This is a genomic window from Ralstonia flaminis (genome assembly GCF_958415495.1).
GTDB lineage: Bacteria > Pseudomonadota > Gammaproteobacteria > Burkholderiales > Burkholderiaceae > Ralstonia > Ralstonia flaminis.
This window is the reverse complement of record NZ_CATZLL010000003.1, coordinates 188,003-208,547: the sequence shown is the minus strand read 5'-3', so window position 1 is coordinate 208,547 and position 20,545 is coordinate 188,003. Positions and strand designations below refer to the sequence as shown.

Here is a 20,545-nt window from a genome sequence, read left to right as displayed (position 1 = left end):
CCCTTATATAATGTGCGTTTTGCTGGATTTTTGCGGATTGCCACGCCAATCCGGCACGAAAACAGCTTCTTTTTCCTCGACCACCAACGCTTCTCGTGAAAGTCTTTCGCGGCCTGCCCAACGCCGAGAGTCGCGCGCCTTGCGCGCTGACCATCGGCAACTTCGACGGCGTGCACCGTGGCCACCAGTCTCTGCTGGCCCGCGCACGCGCGGCGGCCGACGCACGCGGGTTGCCGCTCACGGTCATGACCTTCGAGCCGCATCCGCGCGAGTTCTTCATGCCGGACCGTGCGCCCACCCGCATCGCGCTGCTGCGCGACAAGCTGGAAAGCCTGCGCCGCCAGGGCGTTGATCGCGTGGTCGTGGAGCACTTCAACGCCCACTTCGCAGGGCAGACGCCAGACGAGTTCGTGCGCAATGTGCTGGTTGACGGCCTGCACACGCGCTGGCTGCTGGTGGGCGATGACTTCCGCTTCGGCGCCAAGCGCGCGGGCGACTTTACTTATCTGCAGGCTGCCGGCGCGCAGTTCGGCTTTGAGGTCGAGCAGATGGGCTCGGTGTCGGAATCCGGCATCCGCATCTCCAGCTCAGCCGTGCGCGAGGCGCTGGCCGCCGGTGATCTGGAACACGCGCGCCGCCTGCTCGGCCACGGTTACGCCATCAGCGGGCACGTGGTGCACGGGCAGAAGCTCGGGCGCTCGTTGGGTTTTCCGACGCTGAACCTGCGGATTTCGCACCGCAAACCGGCGGTGTCGGGCATCTTCGTGGTGCAGGTGCACGGGCTGGCAGAGAAACCGCTGCCGGCCGTCGCCAGCATCGGCGTGCGCCCGACGGTGGATGACTCCGGCCGCGTGCTGTTGGAAGTCCATATCTTCGATTACAACGCCAGCGTCTACGGCAAGCTGGTGCGCGTGGAATTCATGAAGAAGCTGCGCGACGAGGCCCGCTTCGATTCGCTTGATGCGCTGAAAGACGCCATCGCGCAAGACTGTGTGGACGCGCGCAACTTCTTCGGCTTGCCGATTCCGGCAGCCGGCGAATCCCCCGCGCTGCGGCGCGATTTCGCCACCTCCGCCACCGACCGAATTCAGTAGGCGGCTGACACACTCGCCGCCCGAAGCTACTCCGCGCGCACGCCCAGCACTGACAGGCGCTGCATCGATCCGATTTGCCCGAATCTGCCTCACATCACACCATGTCCGATTCCAAGAAGCCCACGCCGGAGAAGAGCAAGTACCCGGTTAACCTGCTCGACACCCCCTTCCCCATGCGCGGCGATCTGCCCAAGCGCGAGCCGCAATGGGTCAAGCAGTGGCAGGACAAGCAGCTCTACAAGAAGATCCGCGCCGCGCGCAAAGGCGCGAAGAAGTTCATCCTGCACGACGGTCCGCCGTATGCGAACGGCGACCTGCACATCGGCCACGCGGTCAACAAGATCCTTAAGGACATGGTGATCAAGGCGCGCGGCCTGACGGGCCTGGACGCCGTCTACGTGCCGGGCTGGGACTGCCACGGCATGCCGATCGAAATCCAGATCGAAAAGCAATTCGGCAAGGGCCTGCCCGTCAAGGAAGTGCAGGAGAAGGCGCGTGCCTACGCCACCGGCCAGATTGCCCGCCAGAAGGTGGACTTTGAGCGCCTGGGCGTGCTGGGCGACTGGGCCGATCCGTACCTGACCATGAACTTCCGCAATGAAGCGGACGAGGTGCGCGCGCTGGGCAAGATCCTGGAGAAGGGCTACGTGTTCCGCGGCCTGAAGCCGGTCAACTGGTGCTTCGACTGCGGCTCGGCGCTGGCCGAGGCAGAAGTCGAATATGCGGACCGCACTGATCTGTCGATCGATGTCGGCTTCCCGTTTGCCGACATCGACGCACTGTCGAGCGCCTTCCACGTAGGCGCGGATGTGCTCAAGGCCAAGCCGGGCTGGATCGTGATCTGGACCACCACGCCGTGGACGATCCCTTCCAACCAAGCGCTGAACCTGCACCCGGAAGTGGAATATGCGCTGGTCGACACGCCGCGCGGCCTGCTGATCGTCGCCAAGGAGCGCGTCGAGGCCTGCCTGCAGAACTGGAAGCTCGAAGGCACCGTGCTGGCCACGTGCGAAGGTGCGGCGCTCTCGGGCGTGCGCTTCCACCACCCGCTCGCCAAGATGGACGCGGGTTATGACCGTCTGTCGCCTGTCTACCTGGGCGACTATGTGACCACCGATACCGGTACCGGCATCGTCCACTCCGCGCCCGCCTATGGCGTGGAGGACTTCCAGTCGTGCAAGGCGCACGGCATGGTCGACGCCGACATCATCAACCCGGTGATGGGCAACGGCGTGTACGCATCGACGCTGCCGCTGTTCGGCGGCCAGATGATCTGGGATGCCAACCCGAAGATCGTCGAAGTGCTGCGTGACTCGGGCAACCTGTTCGACGCGCACAAGCACCCGCACAGCTACATGCACTGCTGGCGCCACAAGACGCCGATCATCTACCGCGCCACCTCGCAGTGGTTCGCGGGCATGGACGTGCAGCCCAACGACGGCAACGGCACGCTGCGCGAAACGGCGCTGGCTGGCATCGACGCCACCGCGTTCTATCCGTCGTGGGGCAAGCAGCGCCTGCACAACATGATTGCCAACCGCCCGGACTGGACGCTCTCGCGCCAGCGTCAATGGGGCGTGCCGATGGCCTTCTTCGTGCACAAGGAAACCGGCGCGCTGCACCCGCGCACACCCGAGCTGCTGGAGCAAGTTGCCCAGCGCATCGAGAAAGATGGCATCGAAGCTTGGCAGACGCTCGACCCGCGCGAACTGCTCGGCGATGACGCCGACATGTACGAAAAGAACCGCGACACGCTCGACGTGTGGTTCGACTCGGGCACGACGCACTGGCATGTCATCCGCGGCTCGCACGCAGCGGACCTGTACGACGCCTCGGCTGACCTGCCGGACGGTCGCCTGGCTGACCTGTACCTGGAAGGATCGGACCAGCACCGCGGCTGGTTCCATTCATCGCTGCTGACCGCCTCGATGCTGTACGGCAAGCCACCGTACAAGGGCCTGCTCACGCACGGTTTCACGGTGGATGGCGAAGGCCGCAAGATGTCGAAATCGATCGGCAACACGATCGCGCCGCAGGAAATCGCCAACAAGATGGGCGCCGAGATCATCCGCCTGTGGGTGGCCTCGACCGACTACTCGGGCGAACTCGCCATCTCGGACGAGATCCTGAAGCGCGTGGTGGAAGGCTATCGCCGCATCCGCAACACGCTGCGCTTCCTGCTCGCCAACCTGACGGACTACGACCACGCCAAGCACGCGCTGCCGACCGAGCAATGGCTCGAAATCGACCGCTACGCCGTCGCGATGACGGACGCGCTGCAGAAGGAAGTCCTGTCGCACTACGACGTGTACGAGTTCCACCCAGTGGTCGCCAAGCTGCAGACGTTCTGCTCGGAAGACCTGGGCGGCTTCTACCTCGACGTGCTGAAGGACCGCCTGTACACCACGGCGCCCGATTCGGTGGCGCGCCGCTCGGCCCAGAACGCGCTGTATCACATCACCCAGGCGATGTTGCACTGGATGGCGCCGTTCCTGTCGTTCACGGCGGAAGAAGCATGGCAAGTCTTCGCGCACGGCACGGAGAACACCGACACCATCTTCACCAGCACCTACTACAACGCTCCGCTGCCGCAAGGCGCCAGCGCCCTGCTGGAGAAGTGGGCTGCCATCCGCAACGTGCGCGGCGAAGTGACCAAGCAACTGGAAACGCTGCGTGTGGACGGCAAAATCGGTTCGTCGCTGCAGGCGGAAGTGACCGTCTCGGCCGGCGACTCGGTGTACGACGCACTGGCCAGCTTGGGCGACGACCTGCGCTTTGTGTTGATCACGTCAGCCGCCAAACTGGAGCGCGCGCCGGAGGGCGGCGATCTGCTCATCAGCGTGGTGCCATCTGCACACGCCAAGTGCGAGCGCTGCTGGCACTATCGTGCCGACGTCGGCCATGACGCCGCGCACCCGACACTGTGCAGCCGTTGCACCGACAACCTGTTCGGCGCTGGTGAACAACGGAGCGCTGCGTGATGGCGGCTCGTAACGGCGGCAACAACGGCAAGAGCAAAGCGGTCGGGTTGAAGAAAAGCAGCAGCGGTGGCCACGGCGTTGGCCCATGGCTGGGCCTCGCTGTCATCTGGATCCTGCTGGACCAGTTGACCAAGGTTGCCATCAGCAAGACCTTTGTCTGGGGAGAATCGCGCCCCATCACCGGGTTTTTCAACCTGGTGCTGGCCTATAACAAGGGCGCGGCGTTCTCGTTCCTGGCGGCGGCCGGCGGCTGGCAGCGCTGGTTCTTCACGGGTCTGGGCGTGGCGGCAGCGGTGTTCATCATCTGGCTGCTCAAGCGACACAGCGGGCAGAAGATGTTCTGCTTCGCGCTGGCGCTGATCCTGGGCGGCGCGCTGGGCAACGTGATCGACCGCGTCATCTACGGCCATGTAGTGGACTTTCTCGACTTCCACCTGAATGGCTACCACTGGCCCGCCTTCAACGTGGCGGACTGCGGTATCTGCATCGGCGCGGTGCTACTGATCATCGATGAACTGCGGCGCGTGCGTCGCTGAGCCCCATGGCCGAACTTCAGCAGTGGAACGGTGAAGCGGTGCTGTGCCTCAGCCAGGACGGCCCGCGCATCGCCAGCGAGCAGGACGCGCTGGACTACCTGATTGGCGAAGCCCTGGGCCACGGCGCATCGATGGTCGCCGTGCCCGTTGACCGGCTGGACGCAGCGTTCTTTGCGCTGCGCTCCGGTCTGGCTGGCGGCATCGCGCAGAAGATCACCAACTACCGGCTGAAGCTCGCCGTGGTGGGCGACATCTCAGCACACCTGGACGCCAGCAGCGCGCTGCGCGACTGGGTGCGCGAGTCCAACAAGCGCGACACGATCCGCTTTGTGCCGACGCTTGCCGACCTGGCCGTCAATGCGCGGCCCATGCCGGCTCAATAGCCTTCAATCCTCAATAGCGCACGGCGTACCACGCCCGCTTGATGTACTCCGCCACAATCGTCCCGGCTTCGTAGATCGGGAACGACTTGGTGAGCGTGTCACCGGGGAATACGCCGCGCACACCCCACGTCACTTCCGGCCAGACCTGGCGGAACACCTTCAACGCACGACCCGTGTGGTACCAGCTTGTGACCAGCACAGCGCTGTGCACGGGATTGCCGGCCAGTGTCTGGCGCGTCATTTGCGCATTTTCCATCGTGCTGCCGGATTGGCATTCGTGGCCGATACGGTCAGCCGGCACACCAGCCATCACTAGGCGGCGCTCGATCAATAGGCAATCACCCTCGCCGCTCACAAACACACGCGGCGCCACGCCAGCATGGAACAGCTCCGCTGCGCCAATCACGCGCTGGCCCGATTCCCCGCCCAGCACAACGATCACGTCCGCGTGGGCAGGCACGAATTCCTCCCGCAACCAAGCCTTGGACTCGCGCACGAGCGCGGTCCCAACCACCACCGCCACGATGGCGCAGGCGCCAATCACAGCCAATACGTTGCGAACTGCTGAACGACAGAAAACCATATCGAGAATAAGCATTTGAGGACAAATCGGGGCGCCGGACGCGCCTGAAGCCAAGCCGGTATCATCGCCACTGTTCAGCAGGCGACCCGGGCACCGGGTTGTATCCTGCCCACGCACATTGCGTCAATCGCATTCCCAAGCGGGTTTTTATGGAACTGCAAGGCAAACACTTTGTTCTCGGTCTGACCGGCGGCATCGCGTGCTACAAGTCGGCCGAGTTGGTGCGGCTGCTGACCAAGGCAGGCGCCACCGTGCAGGTGGTGATGACCGACGCCGCCACGCACTTCATCACGCCGGTGACGATGCAGGCGCTTTCCGGCCGCCCGGTCTTCACGTCGGAATGGGACAACCGGATCGGCAACAACATGCCGCACATCGACCTCTCGCGCGAGGCCGATGCCATCGTCATCGCCCCAGCGTCGACGGATTTCCTCGCCAAGCTCGCGCACGGCATGGCCGACGATCTGCTCTCTACGCTGTGTATCGCACGTGATTGCCCGCTGCTCGTGGCCCCCGCCATGAATCGGCAGATGTGGGCCGCGCCCGCTACGCAGCGCAACGCCGCCCAACTGCGCGCAGACGACGTCACCCTGCTCGGCCCCGATGCTGGCGACCAGGCCTGCGGCGAAGTCGGTGACGGCCGCATGCTGGAGCCAGAAGATATCGTCGAACAGCTCATCGGCTTCTTTAGCCCCAAGCTGCTGCGCGGCCGCCGTGTGCTGCTGACTGCCGGCCCGACCTTCGAACCGATCGACCCCGTACGCGGCATCACGAATCTCTCCAGCGGCAAGATGGGCTTTGCGCTGGCGCGCGCCGCATCGCAAGCGGGTGCGGAAGTCACGCTCGTCGCCGGGCCTTGTCACCAGAACACGCCCGCCGGCGTGCTGCGCATTGATGTGCAGACCGCCCAGCAGATGCACGATGCGGTGATGCGCGAGCTGGACACCACGAAGAACGACATCTTCATCGCCGTGGCTGCGGTGGCCGACTGGCGCGTGGTGCAGGCTGCCGACCAGAAGCTGAAGAAGCAGAACGACACCGACGTGCCGACGCTCACGTTCACGCAGAACCCGGACATCCTCGCCGCCGTCGCCCATCGTGCACATGCGCCGTTCTGCGTCGGCTTTGCTGCCGAGACCGAGCGACTGGAAGAATTTGGCGAGGCCAAGCGCCAGAAGAAAGGGATTCCGCTGCTGGTCGGCAACCTTGGCCACCAGACGTTTGGCCGCGACGACAACGAAGTCGCGCTGTTCGATGCCAGCGGCATCACGCGCCTGCCGCGCGCCGACAAGCTGACGCTGGCACGCCAGATCGTTGCCGCCATTGCCGATCGCCTGCATGGGGTGCAGTCATGAACACGCCAATCCGACTCTCCGTTCTCGACCAGAGCCCCGTCATCTACGGCCACAGCGCACGCGACGCCATTGCCGCGACAGTGGACCTGGCGCAACTCACCGATTCGCTCGGCTACACGCGCTACTGGTGCGCAGAGCACCACGGCCTGCGCGGCGTCAGCAACCCCGCACCCGAGGTCATGATCGCCCGTGTGGCGAGCGCCACGAAGCACCTGCGCGTAGGCTCCGGCGGCGTGATGCTGCCCTACTACAGCCCGTTCAAGCTGGCCGAGCAGTTCCGCCTGTTGGAAGCGTTGTTCCCGAACCGCATCGACCTCGGTGTCGGCCGCGCACCCGGCGGCGACATGCGTACCGCGCAAGCCGTGGCCATGGGCGACTACAACCGCGGCGACATCTTCCCGCAGCAGGTGCAGGAACTGATCTGGCATCTGACCGGCACGCTGCCGTCCGATCACCCCGCGTATGGCGTGCTCCTGCAGCCCGAGATCGACACCAAGCCCGAGCTGTGGATGCTCGGCTCCAGCGATTTTGGCGGTGCACTGGCCGCGCGTTTGGGCATCCGCTTCGCCTTCGCGCACTTCATCAACCCGCACGTCGGCCACATCGTCACGCAGCAGTACCGTACGGACTTCGAACCGAACTATGACGCGCGCCCGTACAGTGCAGCCGCTGTCTTCGTGATTGCTGCGGACACGGAAGCCGAAGCGCGCCGCTATGAAGCTGCCGTCGACCTGCGCCGCCTGCAGATGGCGCTCGGCGCCAACGGCCCCATCCCGACCGTCGAGCAAGGCGAAGCCCACGTCTATACCGAGCGCGATCAGGCCATCGTCATGCGCGAACGGCCGCGCAGCATCATCGGCACGCCAGAATCGATTGCCGACCAGATGCATGCCCTCAAGGACCGCTTCGTCGCCGATGAGCTGATCGTGCTGACCGTCGCGCCCAGCTACAAAGCCCGCTTGCGCTCGTACGAGCTGCTGGCCGAGGCGTTTGCGCTACCATCTCCGGCTTCTGTCACCTCCTCTTCGGCCTGCCCCGCATGAAACTCGACGTCAAGATCCTCGACGCCCGCCTGCACGAACAGCTCCCGCAGTACGCCACCACCGGCAGCGCCGGCCTGGACTTGCGCGCCTGCATCGACACCCCGCTCACCATCGAACCCGGCACCACGCACCTGATCCCGACCGGCATGGCCATCCACCTGGCTGACCCCAGCTATGCGGCGCTGATCCTGCCGCGCTCGGGCATGGGCCACAAGCACGGCATCGTGCTCGGCAACCTGGTCGGCCTGATCGATTCGGACTACCAGGGCCAGTTGATGGTGAGCACGTGGAACCGTGGCAGCACGGCATTCGTGCTCAATCCGATGGAGCGCCTTGCACAACTCGTGATCGTGCCGGTGGTGCAGGCCGAACTGAACATCGTCGACGACTTTGCCGAGAGCGACCGTGGTGCTGGCGGTTTCGGCAGCACTGGACGTCACTAAGCACCGTCCACACGATAGAAAACGGCCCGGCGAGTTACCAAACCTCGCCGGGCCGTTTCATTTGGAGCGACAGTTCCGTCAGGCTTCCGCTTCTTCCTGTGCAGGCGCGGGCGGCGCTTCATTCTCGGAGAACTCCAGCTTCACTGCATCGGCGTCGTCCAGGTCCACAACCACCTTACCGCCGCTGGTCAGCTTACCGAACAGCAACTCGTCGGCCAGCGCCTTGCGGATCATGTCCTGGATCAGGCGTTGCATCGGGCGCGCGCCCATCAGCGGGTCAAAACCCTTCTTCGCCAGGAAGCGACGCAGCTTCTCGGTGAAGATGGCGTCCACCTTCTTTTCGTGCAGCTGTTCTTCCAACTGCATGAGGAACTTGTCGACCACACGCATGATGATTTCCTCATCCAGCGAGCGGAAGCTGATGGTCGCATCCAGACGGTTGCGGAACTCCGGCGTGAACATGCGCTTGATGTCGGCCATCTCGTCGCCCTGTTCGCGCGTCGTGGTGAAGCCGATGGTCGCCTTGTTCATCGTCTCGGCGCCCGCGTTGGTCGTCATGACGATGATCACGTTGCGGAAATCCGCCTTGCGGCCGTTGTTGTCCGTCAGCGCACCGTGGTCCATCACCTGCAGCAGGATGTTGAAGATGTCCGGGTGCGCCTTCTCAATCTCGTCCAGCAACAACACGCAGTGCGGCTTCTTGGTGACGGCTTCCGTCAGCAGACCGCCCTGGTCAAAGCCCACATAGCCCGGCGGCGCGCCGATCAGCCGGCTCACCGCATGACGCTCCATGTACTCCGACATGTCGAAGCGGATCAGCTCGATGCCCAGGATGAACGCCAGTTGCTTGGCGACTTCCGTCTTGCCAACACCCGTCGGGCCGCTGAACAGGAACGAGCCGATCGGCTTGTCCGTCTTACCCAGCCCGGCGCGCGACATCTTGATTGCCGAAGCCAGCGCGTCGATAGCCGGGTCTTGCCCGAACACAACAGACTTCAGGTCGCGCTCCAACGTCTGCAGCTTGCTGCGGTCGTCCTGCGACACGCTTTGCGGTGGGACACGGGCGATGCGCGAGACGATATCTTCGATCTCGGTCTTGCCAATCGTCTTCTTCTGCTTCGACTTCGGCAGGATGCGTTGCGCGGCACCGGCTTCGTCGATCACGTCGATTGCCTTGTCCGGCAGGTGGCGGTCGGTGATGAAGCGCGCCGACAATTCAGCCGCAGCGGTCAACGCCGACGACGCGTATTTCACGCCGTGGTGCTCTTCAAAGCGCGACTTCAGCCCACGCAGAATCTGCACAGTCTGGTCGACCGTCGGTTCCACCACGTCGATCTTCTGGAAGCGCCGCGACAAGGCTGCATCCTTCTCAAAGATGCCGCGGTATTCCGTGAACGTGGTCGCGCCGATGCACTTGAGCGCACCCGACGACAGTGCCGGCTTGAGCAGGTTGCTGGCGTCCAGCGTGCCGCCCGAAGCGGCGCCCGCGCCGATCAGCGTGTGGATTTCGTCGATGAACAGGATCGCGTTCGGGTTGTCCTTGAGCGACTTCAGCACGCCCTTCAGGCGCTGCTCAAAGTCACCACGGTACTTGGTGCCGGCCAGCAGGGCGCCCATGTCGAGCGAGTAGACGACGGACTTCGCGAGAATGTCCGGCACCTCACCCTTGGTGATGCGCCATGCCAAACCCTCGGCAATGGCGGTCTTGCCGACACCAGCCTCGCCCACCAGCAGCGGGTTGTTCTTGCGGCGGCGGCACAGCACCTGCACCACGCGCTCTACTTCCTGCTCACGGCCGATCAGCGGATCGATCTTGCCGGCCTTGGCCAGCGCGTTCAGGTTCTGGGTGAACTGCTCCAGCGGGCTCTCCTTGCCGTCGCCGCCCTCACCTTCGGGGTTGGCGTCACCGTGCTTGGCCGGCTCTGCCTGATCCTTGCGGATACCGTGGCTGATGAAGTTGACGACGTCCAGCCGGGTCACGCCCTGTTGCTGGAGGTAGTACACCGCGTGGGAATCCTTCTCGCCGAAGATGGCAACCAGCACGTTGGCGCCCGTCACCTCTTTCTTGCCGTTGGAGGTGGACTGCACGTGCATGATGGCGCGCTGGATCACACGCTGGAAACCCAGCGTGGGCTGCGTATCCACCTCGTCCGTGCCGGGCACCACCGGGGTGTTGTCGGCGATGAAGTTCTTCAAATGCGTTCGGAGGTCTTCGATATTGGCGGCGCAGGCGCGCAGCACCTCCGCAGCCGTCGGATTGTCCAGCAGCGCAAGCAGCAGATGCTCCACCGTAATGAATTCGTGGCGAGCCTGCCGGGCTTCGACAAACGCCATGTGCAGGCTGACTTCCAGTTCTTGCGCGATCATGCTTCCTCCATCACGCACTGCAGCGGATGCCCCGCCTGCCGTGCATGGGTCGATACTAATTCCACTTTCGTCGCGGCGATATCCCGAGTGTAGATACCGCACACGCCCCTACCTTCCCGATGCACAGTCAGCATGATTTGCGTCGCTGTCTCCCGGTCTTTGCTGAAATATTGCTGAAGGATCATCACGACGAATTCCATCGGGGTGTAGTCGTCGTTGAGCAGCAGCACCTTGTACATCGCGGGCGGTTTGAGCGCTTGCTCTTTCCGCTCCAGGACGGTGCCTGCATCGTGTTGTGGAGTGGTCGCTTGCCGGATTGCCATGGTCTTATTCTAACCACTCCTTTCGACTTCGCAATTTAGGGAAATAACGCCGATTTCAAGCCCTGCAAATGGTTTGGCCGGAACTGCGTTCGCCAGTCGGCACCTCGGGCGAGAGGCGCGCCACCCGCCAGCCAAGGACTGGGAACGGGGCACGCACCAGCCCTGATTGCCGAACGTTTCCGGCAGGTGGGGACGATTTGCGGAGTTTCGAGCAAAACCTCTTCAAAAACTGACCGATTTTCGCCACAAACCCACCTTTGGTAGCCTTGACAGTCTGTTGCTTTCCTCGAACAATCGAACTCAACATGTGCGCCTTACTGCCCCAAAAACACTTGGCAGCAAGCCTCATGAATGGTGAGCCCGGGAGGCCTCACACCAGTCGACAACAGATCGACAACCGCTTCAGGCTGTGGTGTTTTGCCACAAGAAGACCGATCGCTTGCGGCGCGGTTCCACCCGCGCCATTCGTCGTGCTCCAGAGCCGACGGCCGGGCGATGACTGCGCGGTACCGCTCTGCACTGCCCCGACAGGCAACTCCTCCCGGCTTGGACTTGTGTTTTCTCGGAGGGGTTTTCATGGCACTCGGTACTGTCAAATGGTTTAACGACGCCAAGGGTTTCGGTTTCATCTCGCCTGATGAAGGCGGCGAAGAGTTGTTTGCGCATTTCTCTGCCATCCAGATGGCTGGCTTCAAGACGCTCAAGGAAAATCAGCGCGTCTCGTTCGAAGTGACGCAGGGCCCGAAGGGCAAGCAAGCCACCAACATCCAGGCGGCCTGATTCGCGTCATCCAGCACCCGGCCTCTGGCAAGGGTACTGAAATGCAAAAAACCCGGCGACCAGCCGGGTTTTTTGTTGCTCGGGCGGTGGAGAATGACGGCCATGCCACATGTTGCGCAACACGTCATTTCGCCCGGCCGTGCGCTACGGTAGTGGTGTCCCCTCTGTTATCCGCACCATCCACCCCAAGGAGCCCCACATGACACGCCACCCAATCCGAATCGCCGCCGCCCTCACCCTGGTTGCTGCGCTACTGCCAGCCGCTGCCCAAGCCCAGATCGGCGATCTCATCAAAGGGGCGACGCAGGGCAATAGCCAGGGCGCATCCGGTGGTTTGGGCGGCCTCGGCAATCTCGGTGGGGCAGGTGGACTGCCTTCGCTGGGCTCGCTGACGTCTGGCAGCACGGGCAATGTGGCCGGTGTGCTGGAATTCTGCATCAAGAACAACTACCTGGGTGGCGCATCGGGCGCAGCCTCCGTCAAAGACAAGCTGCTGGGCAAGCTGGGCGGCACGCCGTCCTCCGACCCCGGCTACAGCGACGGCGCAAAGGGCCTGCTCACCGGCTCCAATGGCAGTACGTTCGACCTGAGCAGCATCAAGGAGCAGATCACCAAGCAGGCGTGCGACAAGATCCTGTCGCAGGGCAAGTCGCTGCTGTAAGCCAACCGGGCAGGCGTACGGGCACTACACTGCCAGTATCGGCAAGCGCCCGTCGGGCCTGCCTGAACGTGCAAGGAGCCCCATGCTGGAAACCGCAGCGCTGGCCGCAGGCTTGTCCTGGACCAGCGGATTCCGCCTCTACCTGGCCGTGTTTGCTGCCGGTGTGCTGGGTCGCACAGGCTGGCTTCACCTGCCGCAGGGGCTGCAGATGCTCGAATCGTGGTGGGTGATCGGGTTGGCCGGTGTGCTGGCCGTGGCTGAGTTCCTGGCCGACAAGATCCCGGGGTTCGATTCCGTCTGGGACAGCATCCAGACCTTCATCCGCATTCCCGCTGGGGCCATCCTGGCGGCAGCCGCATTTGGGCAACTCGATCCTCAATGGATGGTGGCGGCAGGATTGATTGGCGGCACACTGGCTGGAACGGCGCACGCCACCAAGGCGGGAACGCGTGCGCTGATCAACGCCTCTCCCGAGCCGTTCTCGAACTGGGTGGCGTCGTTCAGCGAAGACATCACCGCGACCGGCGGACTGTTGATGTCGTTTTTCCTGCCGGTTGCATTCCTGATAGTGCTGGCGATCCTGCTGTTGGTGGCCGTCTGGTTGCTGCCGAAGCTGTGGCGTGCTGTGCGGCGCTTGCGTGATGTGCTGCGCGGGCGCACATCGGAGCCACCTGCCGCCGGCCCCACCCGCCTGCCGCGCTAGCGCTTCACCCCAAGAAACGCAGCAGCCCGAACAGCACCAGGGCCAGCGCGCAGGACCACCCTGAAAACAACACGCGCCACACCCAGTGGCGCGGAATGAACCCCACACCGCGCACCAACCCCGCGCTCATCGCCCAAAACAGCAGCATGGCGAGGGTATGGTCCGCATGGCCAGCGCCATTGGTGACGATGTACGGATACACCGTGCCGACCGCCATGACAACCAGCCCGGTGCTCAGGCTTGCCGCGTGGATGCGCGGCTTGTCGGCAGTGCTCACACGCGGTCCTCGTCTGTTGCGACACCCGCGGCGCGCGCGTCGCTCACCTCACCCCACATCGCATTGAGCACGGCCAGCAATACGGCAAAACCGACCCCCAGGACCCAAGTGAAATACCACATGCCATGTCCTCCTGCGGTTAGTAGAGCGAATGCTCGTTGGCCCGGATATGTTCGACCGTTACCTTGCCTCGCATCACGCGGTAACACCAGCTCGTATAGACGAGGATGATCGGCGTGAAGATGATCGCCGCCCAAAACATCAGGCCAAGCGTGAAGTGACTGGAGACACTGTCCCACACGGTCAGGCTGGCGGCGGGCATGCTGGATGACGGCAGCACGAACGGGAACATCGAAGCGCCCGCCGTGGTGATGATGCCCGCCAGCCCCAGCGCCGACAGCACGAAGGCCATCAACGTGCGCCCTGCCCGCACCAGCATCGTCGCCAGCAGCGGCCCAATCACGCCGAGCAAGGGCAGCAGCCAGAGCAACGGCTGCACTTGGTAGTTGTGCCACCAAGCATCGGCGGCGCGTGCCACCGTCTTGGCCATCGGGTTGGACACGCCAGCCGGGTCAATGGCCGAGGTGATGGCATAGCCTTCGATGCCACCCCAGCGCAGCCATGCACCCGCCGCTACGAAGGCAATCACGGCGACAATCGCGGCGCCGGTTGCGGCCTTCGTCGCACGTTGCTGGATCGCCCCTTCCGTACGGTGCGCGAGATAGATGCCGCCGTGCATGGTGATCATCGCGCTCGACACCACGCCCGTGAGGATGGCGAACGGGTTCAGCAATTGCCAGAAGGTGCCGGTGTACGTCACCACCATGAAGGTGTCGAAATGGAACGGCACACCCTGCAGCAGATTGCCGAACGCCACGCCAAAGATGAGCGGCGGCACCGCGCCCCCGACAAAGAGGCCGATATCCCACGCTTTGCGCCACGTGGCGTTGTGGATCTTGCTGCGGTAGTCAAACCCGACCGGGCGGAAGAACAAGGCCCACAACACCGCGAGCATTGCCCAGTAGAACCCGCTGAACGCGGTGGCATACACCAGCGGCCACGCTGCAAAGATCGCGCCGCCGCCGGTAATGAACCAAACCTGATTGCCGTCCCAGTGCGGGGCGATGGTGTTGATGGCGACACGCCGCTCGTCGTCCGTCTTGCCGACGAAGGGCAGCAACGTGCCGACGCCCATGTCATGCCCGTCCATGATGGCGAAGCCGATCAGCAACACACCGATCAGCAGCCACCAGATGACCTTGAGGGTGGGATAGTCGAACATGGTGGCCTCCTCAAGCGTGGGCGGCTTCGAAATCGTAGCGACCGGTGCCGAGGCTGCCGGGGCCCTGCCGCGCAAACTTGATCATCAGGTACATCTCGACAATCAACAGCAGCGTGTAGAAACCAATAAATCCTGCCAGCGAGCCGTACAGGCTGGCCTCACTCAGCGTCGAAACGCTCAGGTGCGTGGGCAATACGCCGTAGATCGTCCACGGCTGGCGGCCGTACTCGGCGACGACCCAGCCAAGCTCTGCAGCAAGCCACGGTGCGGGCAGCATCCACAGTGCCCAGCGCAGCAGCCAAGCCGGCGCCTTGCGTTGCGGCCGCAGCGTGCTCCAGAACGACAGGCCAAACAGCGCCAGCATCAGGAAGCCCAATCCAACCATGGCGCGGAAACCCCAGAACATCGGCCATACGCGCGGCACGGTGTCGTCGACAGCCTTGTCGATGATCTCGGGCGTGGCTTGCCGCACATCGGTCACGTACTTCTTGAGCAGCAGACCGAAGCCCAGATCCTGCTGGTGGATCTGCAGCGTCTGGTGGGCAGCGGCATCGTCCGGGTTCTTGCGCAGCGTTTCCAGCGCGGCCACCGCTTCGATGCCACTGACAATGCGGCCGCGATTGCGCACCTTGATCTCGTGGATACCCGGAATCTGCTTCGACACGGAGCGTGTGCCAATCAGGCCCATCACATAGGGAATCTCGACCGCCCAGTCGTTCTTCTGCTCGCGCTGGTTGATCGACGCGATCATGTTGAAGCTGGCCGGCGCGGGCTCGGTTTCCCACATGGCTTCGATGGCGGCCATCTTGGTTTCCTGCGCTTCGCCCACCGTATAGCCGGATTCGTCACCCAGCACGATCACCGAGCACACGCTGGCAAGCCCAAATGCCGCTGCCACACGGAAGCTGCGCCGCGCGAATTCCACATCGCGCCCACGCAGCAGATACCAGCTCGAAATCGACAACACGAACATCGCGCCCGTCACGTAGCCGGCAGACACCGTATGCACGAACTTGGCCTGCGCCACCGGATTGAAGACGACGGCCCAGAAGTCCGACATCTCCATGCGCATGGTCTGCCAGTTGAAGTCGGCACCCACCGGGTTTTGCATCCAGCCATTGGCGATCAGGATCCACAGCGCGGAGAGGTTGGTGCCGATCGCCATGAGCGTCGTCACCAACAAGTGCTGTGTCTTGGTGAGGCGATCCCACCCGAAGAAGAACAGGCCGATGAAGGTGGATTCCAGAAAGAACGCCATCAACCCCTCAATGGCCAGCGGCGCCCCGAAAATGTCGCCCACGTAGTGCGAGTAGTACGCCCAGTTGGTGCCGAACTGGAATTCGAGCGTGATGCCGGTGGTCACGCCCAGCGCAAAGTTGATGCCGAACAGCTTGCCCCAGAAGCGCGTCATGTCTTTCCAGATGACCTTGTTGGTCATCACGTAGACGCTCTCCATGATGACCAGCAGCCAGACCATGCCCAGCGTAAGCGGCACGAACAGGAAGTGGTACAACGCCGTGGCCGCAAACTGCAGCCTGGATAGATCGACCAAGTGCTCGGATATCACGGATGCCCTCCCTGCGCTGGTGGTGTCATGCCAAGACGATCGGCGGCACGCTCGGCATCGACCGGCACGCGGACGTCCCGCACGAACACCCACCACAGCGCGCCCAACACCATCACCTTGATGGTGACGATGACGAGCAGATGGCGGAGGAGTCGGCGGTCGTTGGGGCTCACGGGGTCGGGGCGATCGAGAGTGCAGCCAGTACCATCGGCGGAGCTTCCTGCCGGTGGCACAGAAAGTCACATGAGGGGCAGTCTAGTCATCCCGTGCGGGACTGGCAAACGATTCCTCAGGAAGCCTGTGATGCATTTGCTACGTGCACGCCCGCAAGCGCGTTTCTGCCTTGGGGTTTTCGGTGGAAAACCGCACTGCCACACTGCAATTGGCCCCGCTCCATCACTCGTGGCCGCAAGCCTCATCGGTTGTTGGGCTGCAAAGCCGCTGCAGCCCGGCCAAATCGCCACGGGTGGCCAGTTGACGGACTCGCATGGCAAACGCGTCGCATTGCGGGTATTCGGAACGCAGCGCATCGGCCCAGTCGATCAGATCCGAGATCGCACCCAAGTCGATCAATGCCAGCGCAACAGCGCACGCTTGCGGAGGCGGGTCTACCAGTGGCACCACCTCTGAAGCGTCCACCACCGGTGGGAGCCGTTGCAGCCCCAGCAAGCGCATCAGGGTCTCCTGCAACTCGGCCAGATTGATCGGCTTGAGCAGAGAGGCATCAAACTCGGGCGCTGCAGGATCGTCGCTGGCCGACGCTGGTTGCGGAATCGCCGACAGGACCACCACTGGAACCCCAGGCAGGTATTGCCGCGCAGCCAGCAGCACGGCAATACCATCGGCGCCAGGCATCAGGTAGTCGGTCAATACGAGATCGGGGCGGGCGTCACCCGCCTGCGTCATCCGCTCGATGATCGAGACACCGTCCGACGCGGTCTCGACAGTAAAGCCCAGGCTCGACAACTCGTCGGCAAGCAAGCGGCGGATGTCCGCCGTGTCCTCTGCAATCCAGATGCGCAGGCCGCTGCCGTCGATGCTGGGCACAACCGCGCCAATGTCGGCAACGTGGTGACGCGAGACCGCATCTTCGGTGGCGACTGTTGCACTCACCTCCAGGCGCATCGACGTGCCGGCACCCAGCGCGCTGTCGATCTTCAGCGAACCGCCCATACGCTCGATCCATTGCCGGACGATCGCCAATCCCAGCCCGGTGCCAGGCTGCGTGCGCGCCGTGTCCAACCGCTGAAAGGGTTCGAAGATGCGTTGCTGATCTTTGGCGGCGATACCCGGCCCGGTGTCCTTGACGATGAATGTCAGCCGTACCGGGTGTGCGATCCCGGCCTCGCCCTCACAGTCGATCAGGAGTTCGATACGGCCATCGGTGGTGTACTTGGTTGCGTTGTCCAGCAGATTGCCGAGCACCCGCCGCAGGCCCTTCGCATCCAGCTCCAGCACGGGCGGCAACGGACGCTCGATACGGAAGCTGAACTGATTGCCGCGGCGTCGCGCCAGTTCAGCACCCTCCTGCACAACCGCATCGAGCAGGGCATGCACGTAGACCGGCGCACTGTGCAATGCATCGGGCTCACCACCGCGTGCGTAGTCGATCAGGTCATTGACCATGGCGAGCATGTGCCGGGCACTGCGGCCGATGATCCGGCCTCGCTCTGCGTTCTCCTGACCCGCCGTCTGCACCAGCTCGGCAAAGCCGATGATCGACGTCAACGGTGTTCGCAGATCATGGCTGATGCGGGCGAGAAAGTCGGTCTTGGCGCGGTTCGCTTCGTCAGCATCAATGAGTGCCGTGCGCAATTCCTGCGTACGCTCGACGACGGCGTGCTCCAGTTTGAGCTGCTCCTGGCTCTTGGCATCCAGCAGTGCCTGCTGGATCGCGGCGTGCGCGGTGGACCGCTCCCGCGAGCGCTGGATGACCAGCGCCCCCATCATCAGCAGCGTCGCCAGTTCCACCAGCCAGGACAAGCCCAGGCCGGCGTGCCAGCCGCGGTTCAGAATACCGTGGAACTCCAGCAGCCCCACCAGTTGTACGGCCCACACCACGCCGAAAGTCAAAATGAACAGCCGTGCGTTGGGCAGACCTCGACGCCAGGCATCTACCATCGAGATCGCCCACAACACATTGAACACACCAACCACGACGTTGGAATAAACAGCCCCGGCACGGTAGTCCCCCAGCATGGTCCAGGCACACCCGACCAGCAGAAGCACAATGACGATACGGTAGGTCCACTTCCACGCTGCGACGCACCCCAACCCCACAAAGGTCATGGTTGCCGCGGCGTAGAACACGTTGGTGAGCACACCCAGCGTTGAGGGCGCACGCAGCACCCACGCGCCACCAGCCTGCAGGATGTAGCGATACAGATACCCCTGAATAGCCATGCTGTAGAGCACAGCCAGGCAGATCCACCCGAACAGCAACAGGAAGCTGCGGTCACGCCCCGACCACCCCTGGATCAACGCGTACAGCGCCAGCATCAATGCGGGCCCGACCAGGAATGCCTGCAGCATCAAGTCAAAACCTTCCTGTTGCCGGAATGCAGCGGGCTCCCAGAGTTCGGGATTGATGTCGACTGCTGACCGGCTGTGGAGCCGCAAGGCAAACGTCATCTGCTCGCCCGGGGCCAGCGTGATCGGGAAAACCGGAATCATGGCCGTGACGGGTCGGGCATCCAGTGGCAGACGATTGCCGCTCAGAATCGTTTCGAGCACGGCATGCCCACCCGGCGCGAGCCGAAAATAGTCAACCGACTCCAACCGCGCGGGGCCGACCGCCAGCCAGCGCGTAACCGGCTGTGCGCCGCTGTTGTAGAGCGTTCCTTTCAACCAGAATCGGGAGGCGGTATAGCCCGGGTTCAAGGTTTCGCCGGCAATGGCTGCCCAGCCGGTGCTGGCCATCGCCGCTCCGAGATCCATCTGACCGGTCTTGTCTTCCAGCACGGACAGATGAGACAGCAGCGCAACGGGCTTATCACCTCTGCCCTCGGCCTGCCCCACGTCAACAGGCGTAGCCCAGGCTGATTGGCCGAACACCCAGATGAACAGCCCCATCACCAGCGTCACGCATATCGCCCAGCGCAAACCCGGGCGCCACGCTGTGACAGCGGATGTGCGAGCGCTCACGTGTTGCCGCCAGAACCCTGCCGGAACTGACTCGGCGGCAGGCCAAAGCGGTCACGAAATGCGGTGGAGAAATTGGCTGCGCTGCTGTAACCCAGCTCCCGAGAAATCGTCTGCACGTCGAGCGCAGTCTCGGACAACATGCGCCGCGCCTCCTTCATACGCTCCTCGCGCAGAAAATCGAACACGGTCACGCCAACGCATTGTTTGAATGCCCCATTCAGCCGGCGCGCATTGGTGCCGACTGCAGCCGCCAATTCCACCAGGCTGGGCGTTTCTCCAAGCCGCTCAAGCAGCAGCTTGCGTGTCGCCCGATACAGAATCGCATCCAGCGTGCTTGAGGCTGCGTTCACATCGCCTTCCGTTGGCGCACCGCTTGGCATGGCGATGGGCTTGAGGTGAATGCACAAACGCAGGCGCACCTCTTCAAAGTCGAAGGGCTTGGTCACGTAGTCCACAGCGCCCGCTGCCAGCCCCGCCACGCGCTCCTCCGGCAACGCTGCAGAGGTCAGAAAGATCAGCGGAATGGCCCGCGTGGCCGGATTGGCCTTGAGCAGCCTGCACGCAGTCATGCCGTCGCACACCGGCATGCGAATGTCCATCAGGATCAGGTCGGGCCGCACACTCTGCGCCTTCTGAACGCCATCCTGACCGTCGCGCGCAATGTAGACGCGACAACCCCGGCGCTGCAGAAAATCCACCAGCAGCATGCGGCTTTCGTCGACATCGTCGACGACCAGGATGCGCTGTCCGCGCAACGGATCTGAAGAGAGAGAGACGGGAGTGTCGTCAGCCATGGGCGCGATTAAAGCACGCTCCGGGCAGAAATTGGCGGCGATCTCCGGCGCCTCGCACGCTAAAGTTTTTGCGCTGATTGCCGCCCGACCAAGATTTTTCCCGCCCGCAAAACAATCGTGCCGCCGCGCAAAACTCGTGGCCGCCACACCCCCACTCACACGCGATAAGTTGCCTTCGTATGTGGCACGCGCGGCTTTGGTCGCGGTGCAAACACATCGTCTTGCTTCT

Annotated in this window: 20 protein-coding genes; 10 read left to right on the top strand and 10 right to left on the bottom strand. The window is 63.4% G+C overall.

What is annotated here, in order from left to right; translation table 11 throughout:
• The first annotated feature begins 95 nt into the window (after positions 1–95).
• From R2N11_RS05745 to R2N11_RS05730, 4 genes are all read left to right on the top strand, one after another.
• A complete protein-coding gene (locus R2N11_RS05745) occupies positions 96–1,094 on the top strand; it encodes a bifunctional riboflavin kinase/FAD synthetase (RefSeq protein ID WP_316680459.1) in 999 nt (332 codons plus the stop codon).
• 101 nt (positions 1,095–1,195) lie between these two features.
• Complete coding sequence (ileS, locus tag R2N11_RS05740) at positions 1,196–4,075, top strand: isoleucine--tRNA ligase (protein WP_316680458.1); 2,880 nt, start codon at positions 1,196–1,198, stop codon at positions 4,073–4,075.
• Positions 4,075–4,611: a signal peptidase II gene (lspA, locus tag R2N11_RS05735; RefSeq protein ID WP_199029027.1), complete on the top strand. Its 537-nt coding sequence runs from the start codon at positions 4,075–4,077 to the stop codon at positions 4,609–4,611. The genes ileS and lspA overlap by 1 nt, the downstream gene beginning before the upstream one ends.
• 5 nt (positions 4,612–4,616) lie before the next feature.
• A complete protein-coding gene (locus R2N11_RS05730; RefSeq protein WP_316680457.1) occupies positions 4,617–4,994 on the top strand; it encodes a DUF4180 domain-containing protein in 378 nt (125 codons plus the stop codon).
• 10 nt (positions 4,995–5,004) lie between these two features.
• Here the strand turns inward: R2N11_RS05730 and R2N11_RS05725 are convergent, their stop codons facing one another.
• On the bottom strand, positions 5,005–5,577 hold the full coding sequence (locus R2N11_RS05725; protein ID WP_316680585.1) for a YdcF family protein: 573 nt from the start codon (positions 5,575–5,577) through the stop codon (positions 5,005–5,007).
• A 149-nt stretch (positions 5,578–5,726) separates the two neighbouring features.
• Between R2N11_RS05725 and coaBC the strand changes: the two genes are divergently transcribed.
• Genes coaBC through dut form a run of 3 tightly spaced genes read left to right on the top strand, consistent with a single transcriptional unit; the run spans position 5,727 to position 8,418 of the window.
• Positions 5,727–6,932 carry a bifunctional phosphopantothenoylcysteine decarboxylase/phosphopantothenate--cysteine ligase CoaBC gene (gene coaBC, locus R2N11_RS05720; protein WP_316680456.1) on the top strand — a complete coding sequence of 402 codons (1,206 nt, stop codon included), beginning with the start codon at positions 5,727–5,729 and terminating at the stop codon, positions 6,930–6,932.
• Positions 6,929–7,975 (top strand): LLM class flavin-dependent oxidoreductase, encoded by a 1,047-nt coding sequence (locus R2N11_RS05715; protein ID WP_316680455.1) that lies wholly within the window; start codon positions 6,929–6,931, stop codon positions 7,973–7,975. The genes coaBC and R2N11_RS05715 overlap by 4 nt, the downstream gene beginning before the upstream one ends.
• Positions 7,972–8,418, top strand: coding sequence for a dUTP diphosphatase (gene dut / locus R2N11_RS05710; protein WP_316680454.1), 447 nt, complete (start codon positions 7,972–7,974; stop codon positions 8,416–8,418). The genes R2N11_RS05715 and dut overlap by 4 nt, the downstream gene beginning before the upstream one ends.
• A 78-nt stretch (positions 8,419–8,496) precedes the next feature.
• Here dut and clpA read toward each other — a convergent pair whose 3' ends face one another.
• A complete protein-coding gene (clpA, locus tag R2N11_RS05705; RefSeq protein WP_199029036.1) occupies positions 8,497–10,785 on the bottom strand; it encodes an ATP-dependent Clp protease ATP-binding subunit ClpA in 2,289 nt (762 codons plus the stop codon).
• Positions 10,782–11,108: an ATP-dependent Clp protease adapter ClpS gene (gene clpS / locus R2N11_RS05700; RefSeq protein ID WP_011002382.1), complete on the bottom strand. Its 327-nt coding sequence runs from the start codon at positions 11,106–11,108 to the stop codon at positions 10,782–10,784. Before clpS ends, clpA begins: the two co-directional genes overlap by 4 nt.
• 576 nt (positions 11,109–11,684) lie before the next feature.
• Here clpS and R2N11_RS05695 point away from each other — a divergent pair.
• From R2N11_RS05695 to R2N11_RS05685, 3 genes are all read left to right on the top strand, one after another.
• Positions 11,685–11,888 carry a cold-shock protein gene (locus R2N11_RS05695; RefSeq protein WP_004631953.1) on the top strand — a complete coding sequence of 68 codons (204 nt, stop codon included), beginning with the start codon at positions 11,685–11,687 and terminating at the stop codon, positions 11,886–11,888.
• A gap of 199 nt (positions 11,889–12,087) precedes the next feature.
• A complete protein-coding gene (locus R2N11_RS05690; RefSeq protein ID WP_199029038.1) occupies positions 12,088–12,549 on the top strand; it encodes a YjjA family protein in 462 nt (153 codons plus the stop codon).
• An 82-nt stretch (positions 12,550–12,631) separates the two neighbouring features.
• A complete protein-coding gene (locus R2N11_RS05685; RefSeq protein WP_199029040.1) occupies positions 12,632–13,252 on the top strand; it encodes a DUF4126 domain-containing protein in 621 nt (206 codons plus the stop codon).
• Positions 13,253–13,256: 4 nt separating this feature from the next.
• On the opposite strand, the gene R2N11_RS05680 is transcribed toward R2N11_RS05685, so the two are convergent.
• The 7 genes from R2N11_RS05680 to R2N11_RS05650 all read right to left on the bottom strand — a co-directional run bounded on the left by R2N11_RS05680 (position 13,257) and on the right by R2N11_RS05650 (position 20,316).
• Entirely contained in the window at positions 13,257–13,529 is a 273-nt protein-coding gene (locus R2N11_RS05680) for a cyd operon YbgE family protein (protein ID WP_199029042.1), read from the bottom strand.
• Positions 13,526–13,651, bottom strand: a complete 126-nt coding sequence (cydX, locus tag R2N11_RS05675) for a cytochrome bd-I oxidase subunit CydX (RefSeq protein ID WP_316680453.1) — start codon at positions 13,649–13,651, stop codon at positions 13,526–13,528. Before cydX ends, R2N11_RS05680 begins: the two co-directional genes overlap by 4 nt.
• Positions 13,652–13,668: 17 nt before the next feature.
• Positions 13,669–14,811 (bottom strand): cytochrome d ubiquinol oxidase subunit II, encoded by a 1,143-nt coding sequence (gene cydB / locus R2N11_RS05670; RefSeq protein WP_316680452.1) that lies wholly within the window; start codon positions 14,809–14,811, stop codon positions 13,669–13,671.
• A gap of 10 nt (positions 14,812–14,821) precedes the next feature.
• Positions 14,822–16,378 (bottom strand): cytochrome ubiquinol oxidase subunit I, encoded by a 1,557-nt coding sequence (locus tag R2N11_RS05665; protein WP_199029048.1) that lies wholly within the window; start codon positions 16,376–16,378, stop codon positions 14,822–14,824.
• Positions 16,375–16,551, bottom strand: a complete 177-nt coding sequence (gene cydP / locus R2N11_RS05660) for a cytochrome oxidase putative small subunit CydP (protein WP_316680451.1) — start codon at positions 16,549–16,551, stop codon at positions 16,375–16,377. The genes R2N11_RS05665 and cydP overlap by 4 nt, the downstream gene beginning before the upstream one ends.
• A gap of 223 nt (positions 16,552–16,774) precedes the next feature.
• Positions 16,775–19,522: a hybrid sensor histidine kinase/response regulator gene (locus R2N11_RS05655; RefSeq protein WP_316680450.1), complete on the bottom strand. Its 2,748-nt coding sequence runs from the start codon at positions 19,520–19,522 to the stop codon at positions 16,775–16,777.
• The gene (locus tag R2N11_RS05650; RefSeq protein WP_199029086.1) at positions 19,519–20,316 is read right to left on the bottom strand and encodes a response regulator transcription factor; all 798 of its coding nucleotides are present in this window, start codon (positions 20,314–20,316) and stop codon (positions 19,519–19,521) included. Before R2N11_RS05650 ends, R2N11_RS05655 begins: the two co-directional genes overlap by 4 nt.
• Between the last annotated feature and the right edge of the window lie 229 nt (positions 20,317–20,545).